The 19294-nt window shown below is 67.5% G+C and carries 17 protein-coding genes; 3 read left to right on the forward strand and 14 right to left on the reverse strand.

Translation table 11 applies throughout. The features are described 5' to 3' along the window. Positions 1-374: 374 nt before the first annotated feature. From ACFP2T_RS03220 to ACFP2T_RS03250, 7 genes are all read right to left on the reverse strand, one after another. Positions 375-812 carry an HPF/RaiA family ribosome-associated protein gene (locus ACFP2T_RS03220; RefSeq protein WP_377417018.1) on the reverse strand — a complete coding sequence of 146 codons (438 nt, stop codon included), beginning with the start codon at positions 810-812 and terminating at the stop codon, positions 375-377. 263 nt (positions 813-1075) lie between these two features. After that, positions 1076-2884 (reverse strand): HNH endonuclease, encoded by a 1809-nt coding sequence (locus ACFP2T_RS03225; RefSeq protein WP_377417020.1) that lies wholly within the window; start codon positions 2882-2884, stop codon positions 1076-1078. A gap of 46 nt (positions 2885-2930) precedes the next feature. After that, complete coding sequence (locus ACFP2T_RS03230; protein WP_377417022.1) at positions 2931-3200, reverse strand: hypothetical protein; 270 nt, start codon at positions 3198-3200, stop codon at positions 2931-2933. Between the two features lie 212 nt (positions 3201-3412). Continuing rightward, on the reverse strand, positions 3413-4657 hold the full coding sequence (locus ACFP2T_RS03235) for a DNA sulfur modification protein DndB (protein ID WP_377417025.1): 1245 nt from the start codon (positions 4655-4657) through the stop codon (positions 3413-3415). Positions 4658-5045: 388 nt separating this feature from the next. Next, complete coding sequence (locus ACFP2T_RS03240) at positions 5046-5309, reverse strand: hypothetical protein (RefSeq protein ID WP_377417027.1); 264 nt, start codon at positions 5307-5309, stop codon at positions 5046-5048. A 20-nt stretch (positions 5310-5329) separates the two neighbouring features. Further along, on the reverse strand, positions 5330-5647 hold the full coding sequence (locus ACFP2T_RS03245; RefSeq protein ID WP_377417029.1) for a hypothetical protein: 318 nt from the start codon (positions 5645-5647) through the stop codon (positions 5330-5332). Next, entirely contained in the window at positions 5644-5904 is a 261-nt protein-coding gene (locus tag ACFP2T_RS03250; RefSeq protein WP_377417031.1) for a hypothetical protein, read from the reverse strand. Before ACFP2T_RS03250 ends, ACFP2T_RS03245 begins: the two co-directional genes overlap by 4 nt. Positions 5905-6149: 245 nt before the next feature. On the opposite strand from ACFP2T_RS03250, the gene ACFP2T_RS03255 reads away from it, so the two are divergent. The 3 genes from ACFP2T_RS03255 (at position 6150) to ACFP2T_RS03265 (ending at position 11129) form a co-directional block, all read left to right on the forward strand. Continuing rightward, positions 6150-7403, forward strand: a complete 1254-nt coding sequence (locus ACFP2T_RS03255; protein WP_377417034.1) for a helix-turn-helix transcriptional regulator — start codon at positions 6150-6152, stop codon at positions 7401-7403. Further along, entirely contained in the window at positions 7400-7933 is a 534-nt protein-coding gene (locus ACFP2T_RS03260; protein WP_377417037.1) for a flavoprotein, read from the forward strand. Before ACFP2T_RS03255 ends, ACFP2T_RS03260 begins: the two co-directional genes overlap by 4 nt. Positions 7934-8003: 70 nt before the next feature. Beyond that, entirely contained in the window at positions 8004-11129 is a 3126-nt protein-coding gene (locus ACFP2T_RS03265; protein WP_377417040.1) for a DEAD/DEAH box helicase, read from the forward strand. 122 nt (positions 11130-11251) lie between these two features. Here ACFP2T_RS03265 and ACFP2T_RS03270 read toward each other — a convergent pair whose 3' ends face one another. The 7 genes from ACFP2T_RS03270 to ACFP2T_RS03300 are packed head-to-tail and all read right to left on the reverse strand — an operon-like array spanning position 11252 to position 19227. Then, a complete protein-coding gene (locus ACFP2T_RS03270) occupies positions 11252-12292 on the reverse strand; it encodes an endonuclease NucS domain-containing protein (RefSeq protein WP_377417042.1) in 1041 nt (346 codons plus the stop codon). 29 nt (positions 12293-12321) lie between these two features. Next, complete coding sequence (locus tag ACFP2T_RS03275; protein ID WP_377417871.1) at positions 12322-13632, reverse strand: AAA domain-containing protein; 1311 nt, start codon at positions 13630-13632, stop codon at positions 12322-12324. 50 nt (positions 13633-13682) lie between these two features. Beyond that, entirely contained in the window at positions 13683-15200 is a 1518-nt protein-coding gene (locus ACFP2T_RS03280) for a hypothetical protein (protein ID WP_377417044.1), read from the reverse strand. A gap of 52 nt (positions 15201-15252) precedes the next feature. Next, positions 15253-16416, reverse strand: a complete 1164-nt coding sequence (locus tag ACFP2T_RS03285; protein ID WP_377417047.1) for a hypothetical protein — start codon at positions 16414-16416, stop codon at positions 15253-15255. Then, a complete protein-coding gene (locus tag ACFP2T_RS03290) occupies positions 16413-17312 on the reverse strand; it encodes a hypothetical protein (RefSeq protein ID WP_377417049.1) in 900 nt (299 codons plus the stop codon). The genes ACFP2T_RS03285 and ACFP2T_RS03290 overlap by 4 nt, the downstream gene beginning before the upstream one ends. A gap of 47 nt (positions 17313-17359) precedes the next feature. After that, on the reverse strand, positions 17360-18178 hold the full coding sequence (locus ACFP2T_RS03295; RefSeq protein ID WP_377417052.1) for a hypothetical protein: 819 nt from the start codon (positions 18176-18178) through the stop codon (positions 17360-17362). Further along, on the reverse strand, positions 18175-19227 hold the full coding sequence (locus tag ACFP2T_RS03300; protein ID WP_377417054.1) for a MarR family transcriptional regulator: 1053 nt from the start codon (positions 19225-19227) through the stop codon (positions 18175-18177). Before ACFP2T_RS03300 ends, ACFP2T_RS03295 begins: the two co-directional genes overlap by 4 nt. Positions 19228-19294 lie beyond the last annotated feature (67 nt).

Raw genomic sequence — 19294 nt, forward strand, 5'->3', positions numbered from 1 at the left:
GGGTCTGACGGCTCCGGAGTCTGGCCACCGGACCGGAGGGCTCATGGGCTCCGTGTCGGTCTGACATCGAGGGTCGAGACGGGACGTTCGGCGTCCACGAATGCCCAGGCTGGCGGCGGGGTGAGCCGGCTGGGTACGGTGGTTTCGCCGCGTTCGAGCAACCAGAAATCCCCACCGAGGAGCTGCGGAAGTTCGCTCGCCTGGTCCGCTGACTCATCAGGCGGCGGTGCGGGTCGGGCGGTGCGGGCTGGGAACGTGCCGGTCCGCAAGCCGGCTGTGACGGTATGAGCTGCGGCAGGCGGCGACGTGTCCGCACCTGCCGCCGGTCCCGCCGGTCCCGCCGGCCGCGGCATGACCGGCGGGACGGCACGTACTCAGGCGGTGGGTTCGGTCCCGCCCGCCGGCTTGTCACCGGCCGACGGGGCGGCCTCGTCGACCGGGATCGGCTCGGGCAGCCCGGTGTCGCGCAGATGCCGGTTGTGCCGAGGTTCCTGTCGGGTTTTCGCATCGTTGAGCCGACGCCGGAGGTCGTCCCGGACGTCGTGCAGACCGGCCCTGAGGTCCTCCTCGGACGAGGTGGTGACGATCTTCGGGCGGCCGGCGATCCAGCACTCCAGGGTGACCTTCTGTCCCCTGGCCTCCCGATCCTTCACCGACACCTCGAGCTCGGTCCCGTCCGCCGGAAAGGCGGCCAGCCGCGCGTCCAGGGTGGTGAACTGCTCGGCGATCCAGTTTCGGTCGCCCTGCGAGAAACCCGCACCGACCCGCAGACAGTCCGCCACCGTGGCCGGGTTGCCCCGAGCGCCGCTCACCGCCGCGCCTCGCCCTGGACGCGTACGGATCCGGTGACGCGGCACGAGCTGTCCATGACCATGTTCGCTGACCCCTTCGTTCGGCAACGCGCTGCGGTTAGCCGCGGTTGATCAATTGGTACCCAGCGGGGTCGGCCCCGAAAACGTGAATCGGCCACTCCAGCGGTGTCACCATTTCGAATCGGATCAGGTACACACGACGGTAAGGCCATCAGTCTGACGGCAATCGATGGCCAGCAAGGGGTACGGGGCCTCGGCCCGGCTCAGGAAGCGGCCGGGATCCCGGCCAGGGTGGTCCGGTGCAGTCGCAGTGCTTCCGGATCCGGCCGGTCACTCAGGCGGCTCGGGAGGTGAAGAGGCTGACCGTCGTACTCGGCGTAGTGGGCTACGTTGTCGGCGAGGCGTACCCGGTAGGAGTCGTCGATCCAGAGCAGGCCACGGTCGAAGAGGTTGTGCAGGTCGGCACGGAGCAGCAGACCATTGCTGACCAGGTTCGTCGCCGGTCCGTCGTACGGGGAGATGTGTGCCGCGTGGAGCACGGCTTCGACGTCGCAGCCGGTGATCGCGCACCGCCCGCCGTACGCCTCGATGAGCCGGCGGCGGAAGTCCGCCTGGCCCTGCCGGGCGGTGACCTCGGCGAGCCGGCGCCGTCGGCCGCGCGGAAGGTCCTCGGGCTTCGGCGCCTGGTGCTCGGTCAGCAGCTCGGTCAGGCGGGCGTACTCGCTCGACCGCATCGCCCGGACGGTCCGGACCTCGGCGTCCAGCACGTCGGACCCGGTCACCTCGGTCGAGAGCAGAAACTCGGTCAGCTGGGCGCCCCAGTGGATCGCTAACCGCCACCGGCGAACCGTGCCGTCATCGGAGGTCCGCTCCTCCGGGTCGGACCAGGCGATGCCGGCCGCCACGAGTCGCTGGTGTGGTTCGCTGGCATAGACCCAGATCCGGTCGCCCGCGCTGACCTGCTGGTAGCAGGAGGTCAGGGGCCAGTCGGCGATGTCGCCGCTGGTGATGTGCTGGAAGTGTTCGAGGGCGTCCCGGTCGTGACCCCAACCGTCGGTCTGCTCGTCGACCGGGTAGAGCCACTCGCCGGTCGGGCGGGGGCGGCCGAGCACCTCGTCGGCGAGCTGGTAGTTGTGGCCCGGCTTGTGGCTCGTCCGGCCGGTCAGCAACGATTCGGCGAGGTCGCGTACGGCAGCGGCGAAGTCGCCGTCCGCCAGGGCCGCCGTCAGCTCGTCGTGCCGGCCCCGGATTCTGGCCTGGTCCGGCCCCGCGTCCACATAGTCGGAGTCCTCGACGGTGAGCCCGGGGAAGGTTTCCCCCAGCGCCTCGGGCGTAGGCCAGCGACGGGTGAGCGTCGACCGCCGGACGATCACGAAGCCGACTGCCGGCTCGGCGCCGCTCGGGTCGGCCGGCTCGCCCAGGACGAAGGTCTCCATCCGCCTCATCGAGACCGCCGACAGCCGGCCCGGTCGGGTGCCGGGCAGGCAGGAGAGCGCCCAGTACTCCCGTTCCGTCTCGGCGGCGTCGGGTACGGCAACCTCCAGGTAGGCCCGGTTCGCGGCCACCACGGCTGGGAAGAATGCGCTGGCCCGGAGCCGGTCAAACTGGCTCTGCTTGCCGGGGTCGGCCCGCATTGCCGGCTCGTCGGCAAGCAGAGTCTCGGATTGCGTCGGCACCCTTTTCCCACCGCCGCCCGGGATCAGGTGGTTGAAGCGCGGGCTGAGCTGCCTTACCAGCGCCGCCTTCAGCTCCAGTCGCCGGTCGGTCGGATGCCAACGGACCGTCCGCCCGCCCAGCCACCCGGCGATCTCGTCGGCGGTGGCGACCCTTCCCTCGGTGGCATCCAGTTCCGCGCCGACCTGCTTGTGCAGCACCGACGAACCGCGGTTCCCTCGTAGGTGCTGCTGGAGACGCTGCCGCAGGTGCCCGGTCTCGCCGACGTAGATGACCTCGTCGTCTTCGATGACGACGTGCACGCCGCCGGCATCGGGGGCGAGGAACACGACGTCGAGGGTGAAGGGGCGCGGCTCGGAGAACTCGGCGAGCAGACCCTCGGGCGTCGGGTCGACCATCCCGGCACGGTAGCCGAGGACGATCGTGAAGAACAGCGCCGCTGGCTCATCCCCGTCCGGATTCGCAGCCGCCGGGGTGGCCGACGAACCGCTGACACCGCCGGCTCCCGGGGCCGGCGCGAGGCTCGCCGATCGGGGCGTCACACCAGATCCGGGTACGCGTCGACTGCTGATCCTCCTCGGAAAGAGTCGCCTCCCCGAAGTCGAGTACGGGCACGTGCGCGAGGGATGTCCGCAGCGCGTTGACCAGGTCGATGGCGGCGTCCCGCGAGGTGAGCGTGGTCGGCAGATGGATGACCCAGCGGGGTTCGGTCACCAGTGGCCGCCGTTGCGGTGTGACTGATCCGGCTCGGAGTCGTCGGCGGGCGGTGGCGACACAGCGTCGCGGTCGAGGCTCGCTTGCCTTGCGATTCTCAAGCGACGTACTACTGGTCCCCAGAAGCCAACCTTGTCGGCCCGATGGCGCGAGACACCACGAAGGGCGCCGGCCCGAATGGGACGACACCCCTCGCGTACGCACGCCGTTTGCTACAGGGCGGCAGGAGCCCTCTTGTACCAGCCGGCGATGATTCCCACGAGGTGGACGAGGTTCTGGGTCCGCATGATGGGCGCCGAAGCATTCTGCTCGAAATCGACCCCTGCGCTGCTCGTACGCCAGATGCTCGTCTCGGTGATCGGCGCGGCCATGTGTGAGTCAAGCCGCTTGAAGAACTCGGTGATGTCGCCGAGGTCCACGGGGTTGTCACCTGTGCGGAGTTCGTGAAACACCCCACCCAGGACGCGGAGCATACCCACCGAGCCCAGCAAAGACGATCGGCGTAGCTCCTGGGACATAGTCAGCTCGCCGGCCCGGCGCTCTACCTCGGGGTCCTCATCCGTGATAGCGGCGAGGGCGGCGAAGGCGTTGGACATGACGTCGAGGAAATCCTTTACCTGCTCGATTACCTCGCCGTCCGTGAGGGTTTGCTCGGCCCTCTTGCTGATCCGGCCACCGACGCCTGCCATGACAGAACGGGTGATGTCCGCGACGTGCTTGGCGCCCATGAGATGCGGGTTCTTCATGGTCATACGGTCCTGCTCCGCGTCGACCCGCCCCTTCAAGAGAGGATGGTCGATAACATCAGACAGTGTGCGGTTGGCGACCTTGTAACTGTCAAAACGTGCGCGGACGGCGCTACTGATGCCTTTGGCGTTGTCGGCCACGTCCACGAACATCTGCTGGGCTTTGATCGGGTCCGGCTCTACGTAGATGTCCAGGCCGACGAACTCTGACTTCAACCGGTTCATCTGGTCGATAAGCTTCTCGCGCTCGACCTGCAGCTTTGCGTGCTTCTCCGCGCTGACCTTCCGCGCAGCCTCACGGTCAACACCAGCGATCGCATCGGTTATGCGCTGCTTCTCGATGGAGACTCCGAGCACGCGGTGCTGACCATCGATGGTGCGCAGAGAGGAGATGCCACCGATCGCCCATGGGACGGTGAGGTAGCCGACGGCGCCGTGCTCATCAACCTTCTCGAAGAGGCAACCACCACTGTCGCGAGCTAGGAGCGCCGGGGCAACCCAGTCCTGCTTGCTGTCAAGGTATTCGCCAAAGTGCTTCGCGTGAAGCCGATCGACCTTGCGATTGTCCTTGTCGACATTGTTTGGGTCGGGAACGGGGAGGATCGTCGAGAGGTCGGCGAGGGGGACGCGAGTCGTGTAGACCGTCCGTCCTCCCTGGACGGTCTTGATGGCCAGGTAGGTGCTCGAGTCCTGCGGCTTGGACAGACGCAACAGATCGACGCTAATGCTGATGACAGCCTCCTAGCAACTTGATCACGCCTCCCACGGGCGTAACGAGACCAGAGGCTAACAGACAATGAGCAATCCTGATGAATAAGATCTTAGATGTTTGCCTAAGGTGCCGATGGAGCATCCAACTTTCGCCCTGCTCCCGATGATCGCGCGGCCATCGCTCTTCTAACTTATGGCGCTTCGCCTCAACCCGAACACCATGATCTACGGTGTTCGGAGGTGGTCGGATGCTGTTAGGCGGAGGCGTCGAAGCAAGCTGTCGGGTCTATGCGGGATGAGGATCGGCTCCGCCCACATCGGTGCTACGAACACGGTGTCGTCAACCACGGTACTCACGAGCTGCGGCTCTTCAGCCGAGACAGTCCAATCACCGGTCGGCGCAGCCGCCCGGGTGGCCGGCGAACCGCTGACACCGCCGGCCGCCGGGGCCGGCGCGAGGCTCGCCGATCGGGGCGTCACACCAGATTCGAGTACGCGTCGACTGCTCGTCCTCCTCGGAAAGAGTCGCCTCCCCGAAGTCGAGTACGGGCACGTGCGTCAGAGACGTCCGGAGCGCGTCGACCAGGTCGATGGCGGCGTCCCGCGAGGTCAGCGTGGTCGGCAGGTGGATGACCCAGCGTGGCTCGGTCACCAGTGGCCGCCGTTGGGGTGTCACTGATCCGGCTCGGAGGCGTCGGCGGGCTGGTGGCCGTGGCGGGGTTGCGGGTGCGGCGGGGTGGCCCAACCGGGCGGGTCGACGAACTTGCAGCCGACGTGCCGGGACTGCCACTGCCGTAGCCCTTCGCGGATCCGTTCCGCCTCGGTCCTGGCGGTGGTCGCCTCGCGTTGGAGCCGGTCCATCTCGTCGGCGACCAGGCGCACGTAGGCGTACACCTCATCGGGGTCGAGGCCGCCACGCCAACGCCGCCTGACGAAGGTCGCCGCGCGGACGAGATGCGCGCCGAGATGCTCACCGGCTCGGTAGATCATCGCCGTACCGCCGACGCCTCGTAGTGCGCGACCAGTGCACCGATCTCTGCCTCAGACAGGCCGCGCTCGGCCAGCACCCGCTGACCCCAGCGGTGCAGCCGACACGGATGCGCCGCCTGGTCGTTGCGGCACCGCAGCCCGTCCGGCCCCTGCTCGGGAGCGTGGACCGCGATCGCCCGTACCGCGAAGTCCACATCCTCTGCCGTCACGTACGGCGGCAACGGCACCTCACCCAACACCTCGTCGATCCGATCCATGACCCTCCCCTGCCGTCCGCTTGGGATGGAGCAGCACCGAGGCGGGCGGGGTCGAGCGGTACGACCGCGCGTCCGTACCGACCGGAGCCCAGCACCCACCCCGGGCCACGCATTCCACCCTTTCGATGGACGTGAACAGGGACTACAGCGTTTCGGGAGCCGGACTGGAGCAAAACTGAGGCGTCTGGGTGCCTGACCGATCGACGGAGTGTTACTACAGTGACCGGCATACGGAGGGGGTTGCCGTGGCCTTGAAGCGACACCGGCTCTGCCAGCGACGAAAGGCACTCGGGTACAGCCAGGAACGTCTGGCTGAGCTGCTCGGGGTGGAGCGGTCGACCGTCGTACGGTGGGAAAGTGCCGAAACCGACCCGCAGCCCTGGCACCGGACACGGATAGCGGACGCGTTACAAGTCACGCTCGACCAACTCGACGACATGCTGTGCGATGTGGTTGCACCGATCCGACGGGGACAGGCCATGGGAGACGACTCGCATCAATCCTCAGCGGCGGCGGTCCGGACCGAACTGCTGACCGGTCTACGTGCCTTCCTCACCGATTACCTTCCCGGGTCGCAGCCAGCGCCGGCCGCCCGCAGCCTGATCGAGGTTCGACGAGACGTCACCCGGATACACGCCCTGTACCACCGGGCGAGCTACAGCACCGTCGTACGGCTGCTGCCCGAGTTGCTCCGTCAGACCACCGAGTTGTCCGGCAGGGGCCCGTGGCCACACCGCAACAGCGCGTTCAAATTGCTGACCGCCTCGTACCTGGCGGCGTCCAAGGTTGCCGTGAAGATCGGCGACGGCGATACCGCTTTGCTGACCGCCGACCGGGCGGCGACCGCCGCTCGGCTCGCCGACGACGTGGGGCTGGCATCTGTGGCTGCATACCAGGCCGCATGCGCGCTGCTCCGACTGCCGGGCCGAATCAGCGAAGCCGAACGGGTTACGCAGGCAAGCATTGAGCAACTGGCGCTCGGCAGGCCAAGCGATGATCCGAACCTGCTTTCCGCGCATGGTGCCCTACTGCTCCTAGCCGCCCTCATCGCCGCTCGTCAGCGGCAGACGCCGGACGCCAACCTGCGTCTGACAGAGGCGCAGGGCCTAGCCACGAAACTGAAGACGGACCAGAACCGGCTATGGACGGGCTTCGGCCCTACCAATGTCGTAATCCATACCGTCTCGGCAGCAGTCAAGGCCGGCAACCGCGACCGGGCCATCGAGATCGGCGCGATGCTCGACACGTCACGCCTGCCGGCCGCACTCATCGGCCGACGAGCGCAGGTTTATCTGGACCTGGCGGCGGCCACCGCCATGACATCCGATGGCGGTTCGCTCGCGGTCCTGCACCTCCTAGAGGCAGAACGGGTCGCCCCCGAGTCCGTACGTGTCAACGTCCAGGCGCGAGCGCTGCTGCTTGACCTGCTGTCGAAGGAACGCCGGGCTGCCACTCCCGGGCTTCGTCCCCTTGCCCAGCGAGCGGGGTTGCTGGCATGACGGATCGGCCGGTCCTGTACCTCGTCGTCTGCGCCGCTCCTCCAGCGCTAGAGATCGGTGAGCTCATCGAGTTGCTGATGGAGAACGGGTGGGCGGTATGGGTGATCGCAACACCCACGGCGGCCAGCTGGATCAGCCGGGAGGCCCTGGGTCAGCAGACCGGCAACCCAGTCCGATCGGAAAGGCGAAAGCCGGGCGAGCCGGACCTGCTGCCGAAGGCGGATGCCGTACTGGTCGCCCCGGCCACCTTCAACACCATCAACAAATGGGCACTCGGCATCAACGACACCCTCGCCCTCGGCATCCTCAACGAGGTACTCGGCCTCGGCCTGCCCATCCTCGTCACCCCGTACGCCAAGAACGTGCTGACCTCGCACCCCGCATACGAGTCTCACGTGCAAATACTCAAGGACTCCGGGGTCGAGTTCACTCGAACCGAAGCTCTGCGCCCGGCGGCGCCAGAGGACCGACTCCAATGGCTCCGACTAGCCGATGAGGTCTCGGAGCTACGTTATCGATCTACAACTTGACTGAACGAACGACTGGCTCTCGGGCGCAGTCTTGATCCGAACCACAGCGCGAGGGTCTAACCTCTCCGGGGTGACGGAGCTGGCGCACGGCATCTACGAGGATCTCATCACCAACAAGATCGCAGGCCAGCTCAAACATCTAAACCCTGAACTCGTCGAACGAGTCAGCCTCGACCCAGCTGACGCACACACCCTGCTCACCCGGCACATCGCTGGCCTGGCTGACCTCGCGCTGCGTTCCGTTGGTGGCAGTAACAACGAGCGGCTCGCTGGGCAGATCGATATGGCAAACCGGATCGCGGAGAGCATCGCGTCCATCGAGCCACGGGCAGCCAGCCCTGACGACCAAGTGACCGAGACACACAAGCATGTGCTGGCCGCCATCGCTCATCCGCCGACACCACCAGCCAAACCGCACTTTCCGAGTCGTCCTACGACCCCGCTGTCCACCGGTGCTCTGCTGGTCAACGGCCGGCATCAGCCACGCATCGGCCACGAGGTCAATGCCGAGATGGCCTCGGCGGATCAGGTCGACCTGCTCTGCGCCTTCATCACTTGGACCGGCGTACGCATCCTGGAAGGGGCAATCGAAGAGTTGATTGCCCGTGGGGGTCGGCTCCGGGTCATCACCACGACCTACATCGGGGCGACCAATCAGCGCGCGGTGGACCGGCTCGCCGAGCTAGGCGCCGAAGTCAAGATCTCATACGAGACGAAGACCACCCGCCTACACGCCAAAGCATGGCTCTTCCAGCGCAAGAGCGGTCTGACGACTGCGTACGTCGGCTCATCGAACCTGTCCCGGGCCGCGCTGGTCGACGGCTTGGAGTGGAACGTCCGGGTGTCCAGCCTTGAGCAGCAACATGTCATCAACACGTTCGAGGCGACGTTCAGCGACTACTGGAGCGACCCAGCCTTCGAGGCATACGATCCAGCCAAGGACAGCGATCGTCTCCGGCAGGCGCTAAGCAACGAGCGTCGACAGCGCCTCCCACGAGGCGATCGGCTGCTGGATACTGCCGAAGCCGACATCGAAATCACGAACATCGACGTCCACCCGTACGGCTACCAGAGCAGCATCCTCTCGGACCTCGAAGCTGAGCGCCTGGTCCACGGCCGGCATCGCAACCTGGTGGTGATGGCCACCGGCACCGGCAAGACAGTCGTCGCCGCTCTCGACTACCGAAACCTGCGGAAAAGGCTCCAGGTCAACTCGTTGCTCTTCGTGGCGCATCGAGAGCAGATCCTGCGCCAGAGCCGCTCCGTCTTCCGACATGTCCTTCGCGACGGCAGCTTCGGCGAGGTGCTGGTCGGAGGGGAGAAACCACGCGACTGGCGGCACGTCTTCGCCTCAGTCCAATCCCTACATCGCCTCAGCGACGAGGACCTGCCTCCCGAGCGGTTCGACATGGTGATCGTTGATGAGTTCCACCATGCCAAAGCACCGATGTACGCCCGGCTCTTGAAGCGGCTACAGCCGCGTGAGCTCCTCGGGCTAACCGCGACTCCCGACCGCGCCGACGGCGGCGATGTTCGCCACTGGTTCGACGGGCGTACGGCCGTCGAGCTCCACCTTTGGGAGGCCCTCGAACGGCAACTCCTCGCGCCGTTCCAGTACTTCGGCCTGCACGATGACGTGGACCTGTCGACTCTCCGCTGGCGTCGTGGGCAGGGCTACGACCCGACCGAGCTGAGCGCGCTCTACGTCAACAACAACTCCCGCGTCTCGAAAATCCTTCAGGCGGTGCGCGACAAGGTAGACGTGGGGCAGATGCGGGCGCTGGGGTTCTGCGTCAGCATCGCCCACGCGGAGCACATGACGGAGTCGTTCAACCGGTCGGGGGTGCCTTCCTCAGCCGTCACGTCGGGGCCCGGCTCCGGCAATCGCCAACAGCTGATTGACCAGTTCCGGCGCGGTGAGTTGCAAGTGCTCTTCACCGTCGACCTGTTCAACGAAGGCATCGACCTGCCGATGGTCGACACGATCCTGCTACTGCGCCCTACCGAGAGCGCAACGGTCTTCCTTCAACAGCTTGGCCGAGGTCTGCGACTCGACGAAGGAAAGCCCTGCCTTACCGTACTTGACTTCATCGGCGGCCAGAGCGCCAAATTCCGCTTCGACTTCCGGTGGCGGGCGCTGACCGGCGTGAGCCGACGAGCGCTGACCCAGGCTGTCGAGTACGACTTTCCTAACCTGCCAAGCGGCTGTCACATCGAGCTCGACCGAGTGGCAAAGGACATCGTCCTAGCGAACCTCAGGGCAGCCCTGCCCAGCTCGAAGGCCAGTCTCACCGCCGAACTACGCGAGCTCGGCGACGTCGGCCTCGCCGACTTCCTCCAGCAGACCGGCCTGGAGTTGGAAGATCTCTACCGCCGTAAGTCTCTCGGCGGCTGGTCCGGGCTGCGCCGTCGCGCCGGTCTAAGCCGTACGCCACCTGGTCCCGATGACATCTCCCTCGGCGCGGCCATTGGTCGCATGCTTCACCTAGACGATCCCGGCCGTCTCGACCTGCTACGCCAGGTCGCCGCCGGTGAACGTCCCGGACCCGGGCGACTTGCTGACCTCCTGCACATCGCGCTCTGGGGCAACAAGATCCCGCTCGACCGGAGAGATGAAGGACTGCGCCGGCTCTGGGAGCATCCAGACCGATGTGACGAGCTGGCCCAGCTTGCCGAGGTACTACGGGATCGCATCCATCGCGTCACGATCGGACCGGTCTCGGCGACAGTGCCGCTACGGGTACACGCTCGCTACAGCCGCGACGAGGCATGCACCGGATTCGGCGTACCCAACCCCACGCAGCTCCGAGAAGGGGTGAAGTGGGTTCCAAATGAGCAGGCCGACCTCTTCTTTGTCACCCTCATCAAGTCCGAGCACCACTACTCGCCCACCACTATGTACGCCGACCGCGCATTAACCGACGACGTCTTCCAATGGGACTCCCAGAGCACCACTTCAGCAGGGTCACCTACTGGGCAGCGCTACGTACATCATGTCGAACTCGGCTCCTCAGTCCACCTGTTTGTCCGAGAGACCAAAGCCCGCGACGGGGATCTAGGTGCCCCACCCTACCTCTATGCCGGCCCCATGACCTACACGTCTTACACCGGCGATCGCCCAATGCGTATCATTTGGCAACTCGATCAATCGCTCCCTCCCGACGTCTATGCTGCTGCCCGAGCCATCCCCGCCTGAGGCAATGCCCACTCAATGAGCAAATGACGAAATCGCCCAGGACATGAGCGTTCATCGAGGCACTCAGCCTCAGTCTAGATTCCGCCTCGTGGGTTCAGGAAGCCGCCGATTGGGTGCGCCGATCACACTGTGCCCTCTGTAGCTGTCTTATCTGCCTGTTCGACGAACTGATGGAGCACCACACCATTGACCTGGTACCAGTTTGGTCCCCATACCTGCGTGCGAGGGTCTTCACCGGTGGCCTGCTCGATGATTCGCCGGATCAGGCCCGTCAGGTTGTACGACTTATTGTCTACAGCCCAAATTACCGGGGACTTTGCATCCGGCCGCCAGGTAACGACTGAACGCTCTACCTGCTCCGACAACCATATCCGAATTGTCTCTCGGTCCTCAGCGACCCCTCCTGGCACCACAATTTTGAGTTTGTCGCCCTCTGCTATGAGCTCGTTGGCTACAAGCCGCTCCGGAATCGACGCATTTTTTGTCCGGGCCTGTGTCGCCATCGCCTGGGTCGCCGGGCTGGACTTGGGACGGACCATAAACTCCTCTGCCTCGGGCACCGGTATCAGCTGCGACACCGAAAGCACCAACTGCTGGTTAGCTAGCCTGTATAGCTGGTAGCGCACCAGCCGGAGGTCGATGCCCTGCTCGACTAGGAACAGGGCGGTGTTCGTTATTGTCGGCCCGAAGTCGCCCGCCATAAGAACAATCCGTGGCGGGGACAGGGTTTCGTCGGAGAGCTCCGGTGCCCACTCCCGTAGCGTGTCGAGCGCCGACTCGGGGCTGGTTCCCTCACCCAGGTGCGCGGCATATATCTCCGCCAGATCATCTAAACTCATCCGTCTGACCATCGCGGCGTAGTTGATTGCTTGCATCGTCACCGCACCGGCTGCCTTGTCCCGCTTCAACTCCACCACGATCAGCCGGCCGGTCTGATCAATCGCTAATATGTCCAGCCGATCAGCAATCGATTTGCCCGCACTCGTCGTCCATTTATTAAACTCGACCGCAACGACCCTAGCCCCTTCAGCGATCGCTTTGGGATGCTCCACCATCCACTGCTGTAGGTGCTTGGTTTCCCAGAACTTTGCCTCCTCCATCGAGATCGGCTCAGCCGGCACGGCCAGAGCGCCGTCAACCGTAAGCAGCGTTTCGTGTGCCATGGCCTCCACCCTCTCCGGAGCTCGCGGTTTCAGACCTTCACGCGGCGAGTTGGAAGATGGGCCATCACCGCCTGGTTCGCCTCCCACCCGTCAGGGAACCTCACCGGTACGTTCAGGTGAACCGGCTCGGTCGACGGATGCGCGTCGAGCAGCCCGGCGATCCCCGCCCGCGCCACCACCACACAAGCGTGTCGATGCCGTGACGTCAACACGCACAACCGCCCCGCCTCCAGGTGAAACGCCGTAGCATCCCGCCGCCCCGACAACGGATGCAGCACGATCGTCACGTCGTACTCCCGCCCCTGGAGCCGGTTCGCCGTGTCGACAGTGATCCCCGCACCGGCCGCCCCGAGCCGCGCCCGGATGGCCGCGACCTGGTCCCGATGCGCCGCCCCGATCGCGATCCGGTCAGCCGTCACCGCGACACCCCCCGGCGCCCGCTCCGACACCGCCACCGCGCCCCGCTCCAGCAGCCGCAACGCCAACCGCGCACAGGCCGCCGCCGCCTCCCCATCCGTACGCAACGTGTGCCGAGCCGGCAACTCATACAGCGCCCACCCCGTAGCCGCCGCCAACTCCAACGCCTCGTCCACCGCCCCACCCCCGAACCCAGCAGCACTGAACGCCAACGACCGCTGCTCAGCGGTAGTCCCCGCCGAGAACCCGGTGAACGGATAGAACGCCTCGGCCACCACCGGTGCCGCCGACGCCGGCAGCCGCCACGACACCGGTAACCGGTGTACCGGCAGCTCCGGGTTGTGCCGCAACAACGCCGCCACCGCAGACTGCATCGGATCCCAGGTCAGCCCGGTCCACCGCTCGGTCTCCACAGTCGAGAACGGATCGAGCTGCCCCGGATCACCCACGAACAACGCCCGGTCGAACCGCCCCGCCACCCTCAACAGCGCATCGGACCGCATCTGGTACGCCTCGTCCACGATCGCCCACGGCCAGCGCCCCTCCGGCACCAGCGCCCATTTGGCGGCCGTACCGATGATCACGGACGACCCGCCGAGATCCGCGACCTTCGCCGCGACCCGGACCGTCGAGTAGTTCTTGATCCGCTCTGTCGCGGTGTACTCGTTGGCGGACAGCCGCCCGATCGGCAGCTCCGGCTTCGCCTGGGCCAGCCGCCCGATCAGGTCGTCGACCTGCTCATTCGTCTGCGCGATCACGATCAGCGGCTCGCCGGCCTCGGCCAGCTCTCCCGCCGCCCGCACCACCAGCGTCGACTTCCCCGCTCCCGGCGGTGAGTCGACGACAACCCCCCGATGCTCCCCAGAATGCAGGTCCGCCAGCACCTCGGCGATCACCCGCCCCGCCGCCTCCCCCGGTGGCAGCGCCAACCTCCCCACCCCGCCACCAGGCACCAACAACCCCGAGGAACCGCTCACGACCACTCCTCCCCGGCGTCCTCGACCGTCGGCTCGACGGCATCCTCGTACGCCGTCGGCGGCCCGCCATGCGTCCACGGCGTCTCGTCCCGCCCCGGGAACTCCCCCGGCGGCATGTACGAGTCGGAAAGCGTCGTGTAGCAGAGCCGCTCCCCCACCTCCGGCACACTTCCCGGCGCCGGACTCAACGATCGTCCCAACCCACCCGACAGCTCCAGCACCACATCCGTCTGGCCGGAGGATTCGTCCGGCGTCACGAACACCACCCGAGCCTTCTGCCCCGGCCGCGCCGGACAGAACATCACCGCCCCCGGCGTAACCAGCACCGGATCAGCCGTCGTCACCTGGATCCGAGGCCGCAGCACCCGCCGCTTCCCGCTGTCGTCGATCCGGTTCGGCTGGGCCAATGTCACCTCACCCACGAAGGCTTCCCCAGTCAGCCGATGGTCGGCCATCACCAGCGGATCGTCGTAGGCCCGCTGCACCGCGTACGACTGCAAGGCCCGCTCCAGCCGGTGCAGCCGTTGCGCCGCGTTCACCGCCCCGTCCCGGCGTGGCTGCGGATGCCCGCCCCCGTCCACGTACAGCACGAAGTTGCTGAACGCGTCCCGGTCCTCGGCCCAGCGCCCCTCCACCCGCGCCCCGGCCGGCAACGCCCGCAACAGTGAAATCGCCCGCCACATCAGCCGCCATGTCGGCTCGACCTGGGCCCGCAGCGCCTCCTCCACCACACCTCGGGCCCGAGCCTGCCGGGAAGCATCACCGGCCGCCTCCTCGTACCCCTTGATGGCCGCGCCCAGGATCTCGTTGTCGAACGTCGGATCGGTCGCCGGCCCGGCCGGCGGCCAGCTCACCGGGTCCTCCGCAACAGCCGCCGCCTGCGCCCCCGTCATCCCGTCCGGCGGGTCGATCCAGCCCAGCAGCGCCGCGAGCTGCGCGTCCTCCAGTCCACTCTGTCCGGTCGCCCAGTGCATGCCCAGCGCCTCGGTCATCGACAGCAGCATCGACGACCCGGGATGTTCGGCCCGATCCGCCAGGAACGTCAACCACTGCCCCAGCAGCGGCACCGAATGGTGCACCGGATAGTCCCCGTCGGTACGCCGGAACCGGGTCGACCGGCCGAACAGCCGCACGAACCCGACCCCGGCCGAGTTCGGCACCAACACCTGCGGCGCGTCGACGTACCGGTAGCGGACCTCCTTGCCCCGGTTCGCCGACACCGCCTCCGTCACGCCCCGGCAGCTTCCCAGGTACGGCAGCAGCACCTCGGCCAGCTCGGCCGCGAACCCGAACCGCTGGTCCCGGTTACGCGGCTGCGGCACGACCAGCAGTTTCGGGTCACCGGGATCGGTGCCGACCATCGCCGCCAGCGGCGCGTTCGCCTCGCCGGCCATGCTCAGCGGGATGAACACCAGCGGCCGGTCGGCGAGGTGCAGGTGTCGTACCGTCGTGATCCGCTGTGCGACCCCGGCCACCACCGCCTCGGCCCGAGCCAGCGTGGTCAGTGTGCTCACGCCACCGCCCCGCGACGCCCGACCCCACCGGAAGCCCAGCCCGCACGAGACCTCACGACCCGACCCCGGCCATCAACTCCGCCCGCAGCCGCGCGGCGGACCGGAGCAGCGCCGCCGCCTCCGCCTGGTCCTCGGCCGGCGCCAGCTTGTCGTGGGCCAGCGCCAACGCCGTCTCGACCCGCTCGATCCCGCCCAGTTCCTCCCGGGCCGAGGTACCGAGGGCAGCGGTGCACCCCTTCGCCTCGTTCCGGCAGAAATATGCCAGCTCGCAGACCGCCAGGCAGTCCGGCGCGTACCGGGCGTCGACCGCGTGCAGCGCCTCGACGAGCGCACCCGGGGCCCGGGTCGGCACCCCGGCCGCGTCCGGCGCCAGGTCGAAGCTCAGGTTCGCCGGCAGCGCGGCCAGCATCTGGTCGACCTTCGTCATCCGGCTGAGCTGCCGCCGCAACACCGACAACTGCTTGCGTACGTCGACCAGCACCGCCGTCGGCTGGTTGGAGAAGTCGCGCGGGCAGACCAGCACCACGTCATGCGACACGATCGTCGGGTCGTACCCAGCATCTGCCAGCATCTCGCGCATCGCCAGCACGTAGACGGCGGCCTGGATCGCCGCCGCCGACACCTTGCTCGGATCGGCCTGCCCGTCCACCACCGCGAACGACTTGATCTCGACGACGTGGAACCGGCCCTCGTGCTGGAACGCGATCAGATCCGGTTCGAGGTAGACCCGCTGCCCCGCCACCTCCAGCCCGAGCAGCGGATGGTCGAAGAGCGTGCCGGCGCCCTCGTCTCCGGAGGCGGCCCGGGTGAGCAGGGCGCGCGAGCGGGCGTACCGGACCTCGGGGCTCTCCTTGTCCCGGCCGGTCACCGACTCCAGGTCGTCGTACGCCACCTCCGGGATCGGCAGCCCCAGCCGCTCCCGCAACAAACTCAGCAGATCAGCGCAGCCGTTCGCCTTCACCTGTGCCTCGAACGCGTTACCCCGAGCGAGCGCGAACTGCGACTGCCCGAACCGCGACGGAAAGTCGATGTACGCCGCCAGTCGCTGCTTGTCCACGCCGGCACCGTCCAGCACGGCCCGCCGGGCACACCCCGGATTACGGGTCAGCGCGGCAATGGTCCGGGCGTTGTGCCGGGTCGGCCGGACCCCGCCCCGGATCGCGGCCAGCCGCTCGGCGGTGCTGTTGCTCGTACCGATGATGCTCGTGCTCGTCATGCCGTCTTCCCCTCGAGCGTCCGCAGCGGGCTGCCGAAGAGCTGCTGCACGTTGTCGAGCTGCCGGCGGGCCCGATCGGCGGCCGATGCCCGCTGCGCCTGGTCGGCGTCGGCGTGCACCTCGCGTTCGGCCTCGGCGGCCCTGATCACCACCTGGGGATCCACTGTGTCATGTCCGGCAAGCCCTGACCGGGAGCTGGTGGCACCGGGAATGTTCGTGGCGAACCGCCACAGCAGCCGGCTCACGGTCGCGGCGCTCCCGTCCGGCACCGAGCCGGTCGCCCGCTCGGCGAGCCGGGCCGCCGCGGTCAGGAAGTCGACCCGTGGACTGAGCGGACCGACGATCCGCCGTTCCAACGGCCAGGTGGAGACCGCGACCAGGCCGCGCGCCGGCGCCAGGTGCTCGGCCGTCAGCGCGGAACAGAGATAGTACGGCCGCGCGTACGGCGCCGTCTCGAACGAGCGCTTCTCGTCCCGGCGCAGGTGGGTGAGCTTGTTGGCGGCCAGGCTCGTCGCCGCCCCGCCGAAGAACGCGGCGTGCACCTCGGCGACCAGTCTCGGCGCGGCCGGTACCGAGAGCAGGGTGAGCGCGTGGTGCACCTGTTCGCGTACCGGCACCAGCGACCCGGCAACCGACCTCTCCGAGTCGGAACCGGAATCGCCGCCCTCCGCGGCACCGCCAACAGCAGCCGGTCCACTGTCGCCGCCGTCAAGGCTGGCAACGGCATCGGATTCGTCGGCGAGGTCGGCGATGGCCTGCTCCCACGTCCGCTCCGCGGTACGCAGCTCGGCCCGCAACGCACGGGTCCGCGCACTGTCCCGAGCCACCACGGAACGCCGGACCTCCGCCCGCAGGGCGTCAATCCGACGCTCGAGCATTTCCATGGACTCGGCCACGGGAAGGAATGGTACAAGTTCCAGTATTCTCCAGCAATCACCATCCATTAGTGGCGTGCGACGAGCTGCCGTACGAGCGCCTGCATTCGAGTACGGTCCCTGGACGAGGCCGACATCTGCTTGAGTCCGGCAGCACCCGGCGTGCCGAAGAATCGGTGCAGCACCTGCGCCGCCTGACGTCCGGTGATGCCTCCGGGCCATGCCGATTCGGACAGACCAGCGGCATACCCGGCGTTGAGCAGCCGCCACAGGTCCGTCGCGTCCTTGGCGGCGAACCGTCCCCGATAGGCGAGCGCCTTCAGACAGAGCGCCGACGACAGGTCCGGCAGCGCCAGCCGCATGGCCAGGTCGCCACCGCTGGCAAGGCGTACCCGGAGATCCACCGCCGTGCCTGGACGACTCAGTGCGAGAAGCAGTCCCGGCACCTCGTCCACGACCAGATCGCCGTATCGCTGGTTCGGTACGAGGGTGCCCAGGTAGGACGGTGCCAGGATGTCGACCACCAGTTCCAGTGGCCCGTACGCGTCCGCATGTCCACGGACGAACCGGTTGGCCGCGCCCTGCGGCAGGTACCCATGATTGGTCAGCGCCGCCGGTAGCCGAGGGTCGGCGATGACCGCCGGCAGCGCGGCAAAGTCGGCATCCGCCGTCTCCCGCATCGGCACCTGATCCGTCACCCCGTACGCGGCGACGAGCAGGGTCACCATGTGTCCACCGACGATCCGGTAGTCAATCTCCAACTCGGCCGCGATCGCGGACAGGTCGGCGAGCGTCAGGTAACCGGCGTCCGACGCGCGGCTGGTGGACGTGACGGAGACCGGCAGAGGCTCCCGAACACCGTCCTGGGTCGGCACTGGCTCGGTCATGCCGCACTCCCCCCGTGGCCACGCTGGCTACGGCGAAGTAGCTCCTGCTCAAGCCGTGCCACCGCTTCGTCGGTGTCCGGCCCGGACGCGCGCCGAACGTCCCAGAGGATCTGCAACGGATCCGCCAGCGGCAGCGGCACCCCGTCCCGGGTCAGGTCCGCCGACAGCACCGGCCACACCCCGGGATCCTCGGGTACGACGAACTCCAGGGTCGCGTCCTCCGCTGCCGCCGGAACCAACCCGACCGCGGTCAGGTCAACTCCCGCACGCGCGTAGACGACCAGACGCTCGGGATTGCGCCAGGGTGCGATGAGATCGGCGGCGACATCGCCGGAGAGCACGGCACGAGGTCGGTCAGCCGATCGCTGAACCGGAAACGCCGCACTGTCGAGCACCGTCACAACCGAGTTCAGCTGTTCGAGGAGGGGACTCAGCCCGTACCAGTACGTGCTGAACCCGCCCGGCCCCGGGTACGCGTCCAGCCACCATCGGACCGTCTGACCGAAATCCCGTACCCGCCAGCCGGCTTCACCACGCTCGACAAGTCGCCCGCTCACTAGGACCTGGAGCGCCTGGGACACCCGGGGCTGCGACACGCGGACTAGGTCCGCCATCTCCCGTTGGGTCGCGTACGGCCGTTCGATCAGCCGCCGTACCAGCGTGAGCGCACCCCACGGCACCCGGCCGGGACGGCGCTGCCGGGAGGCACGTCCGACCCGCCGGTCCGGCCGGTCGAGCTCGATCCGCTGCCCCGCGATCCGCAACGCGCCGATCACTTGCTGACCGTCGTCGACGAGCCAGGACCAGCCGGCAGCCTCGATCGCCGCCCGTACGGCGGGCGTGGCCGCCGGCACGATGACCAGACCCGGCTCGGCTTGTCGACTCACCAGAGCGGCGACATTGCTGGGGGTGACCGGTGTCGGGAAGACGTGGACCCGGACGGTGGCCTGCTGGCCGTCGCGCCGCAGTACGACGCGTTGCGGGTCCAGTGGTACCGCGCCGATCCCCGCTTCGATCAGCGCCCGCCAGGAGTTCGTCGATATAAGCATTATGCGGCTCCCTCAGATAATACTTATAACACGACACCCGGACCGATGCCGGCACGATCCCTTGACA

It is taken from the genome of Plantactinospora solaniradicis (assembly GCF_042658085.1).
Taxonomy (GTDB): Bacteria; Actinomycetota; Actinomycetes; order Mycobacteriales; family Micromonosporaceae; genus Plantactinospora; species Plantactinospora solaniradicis.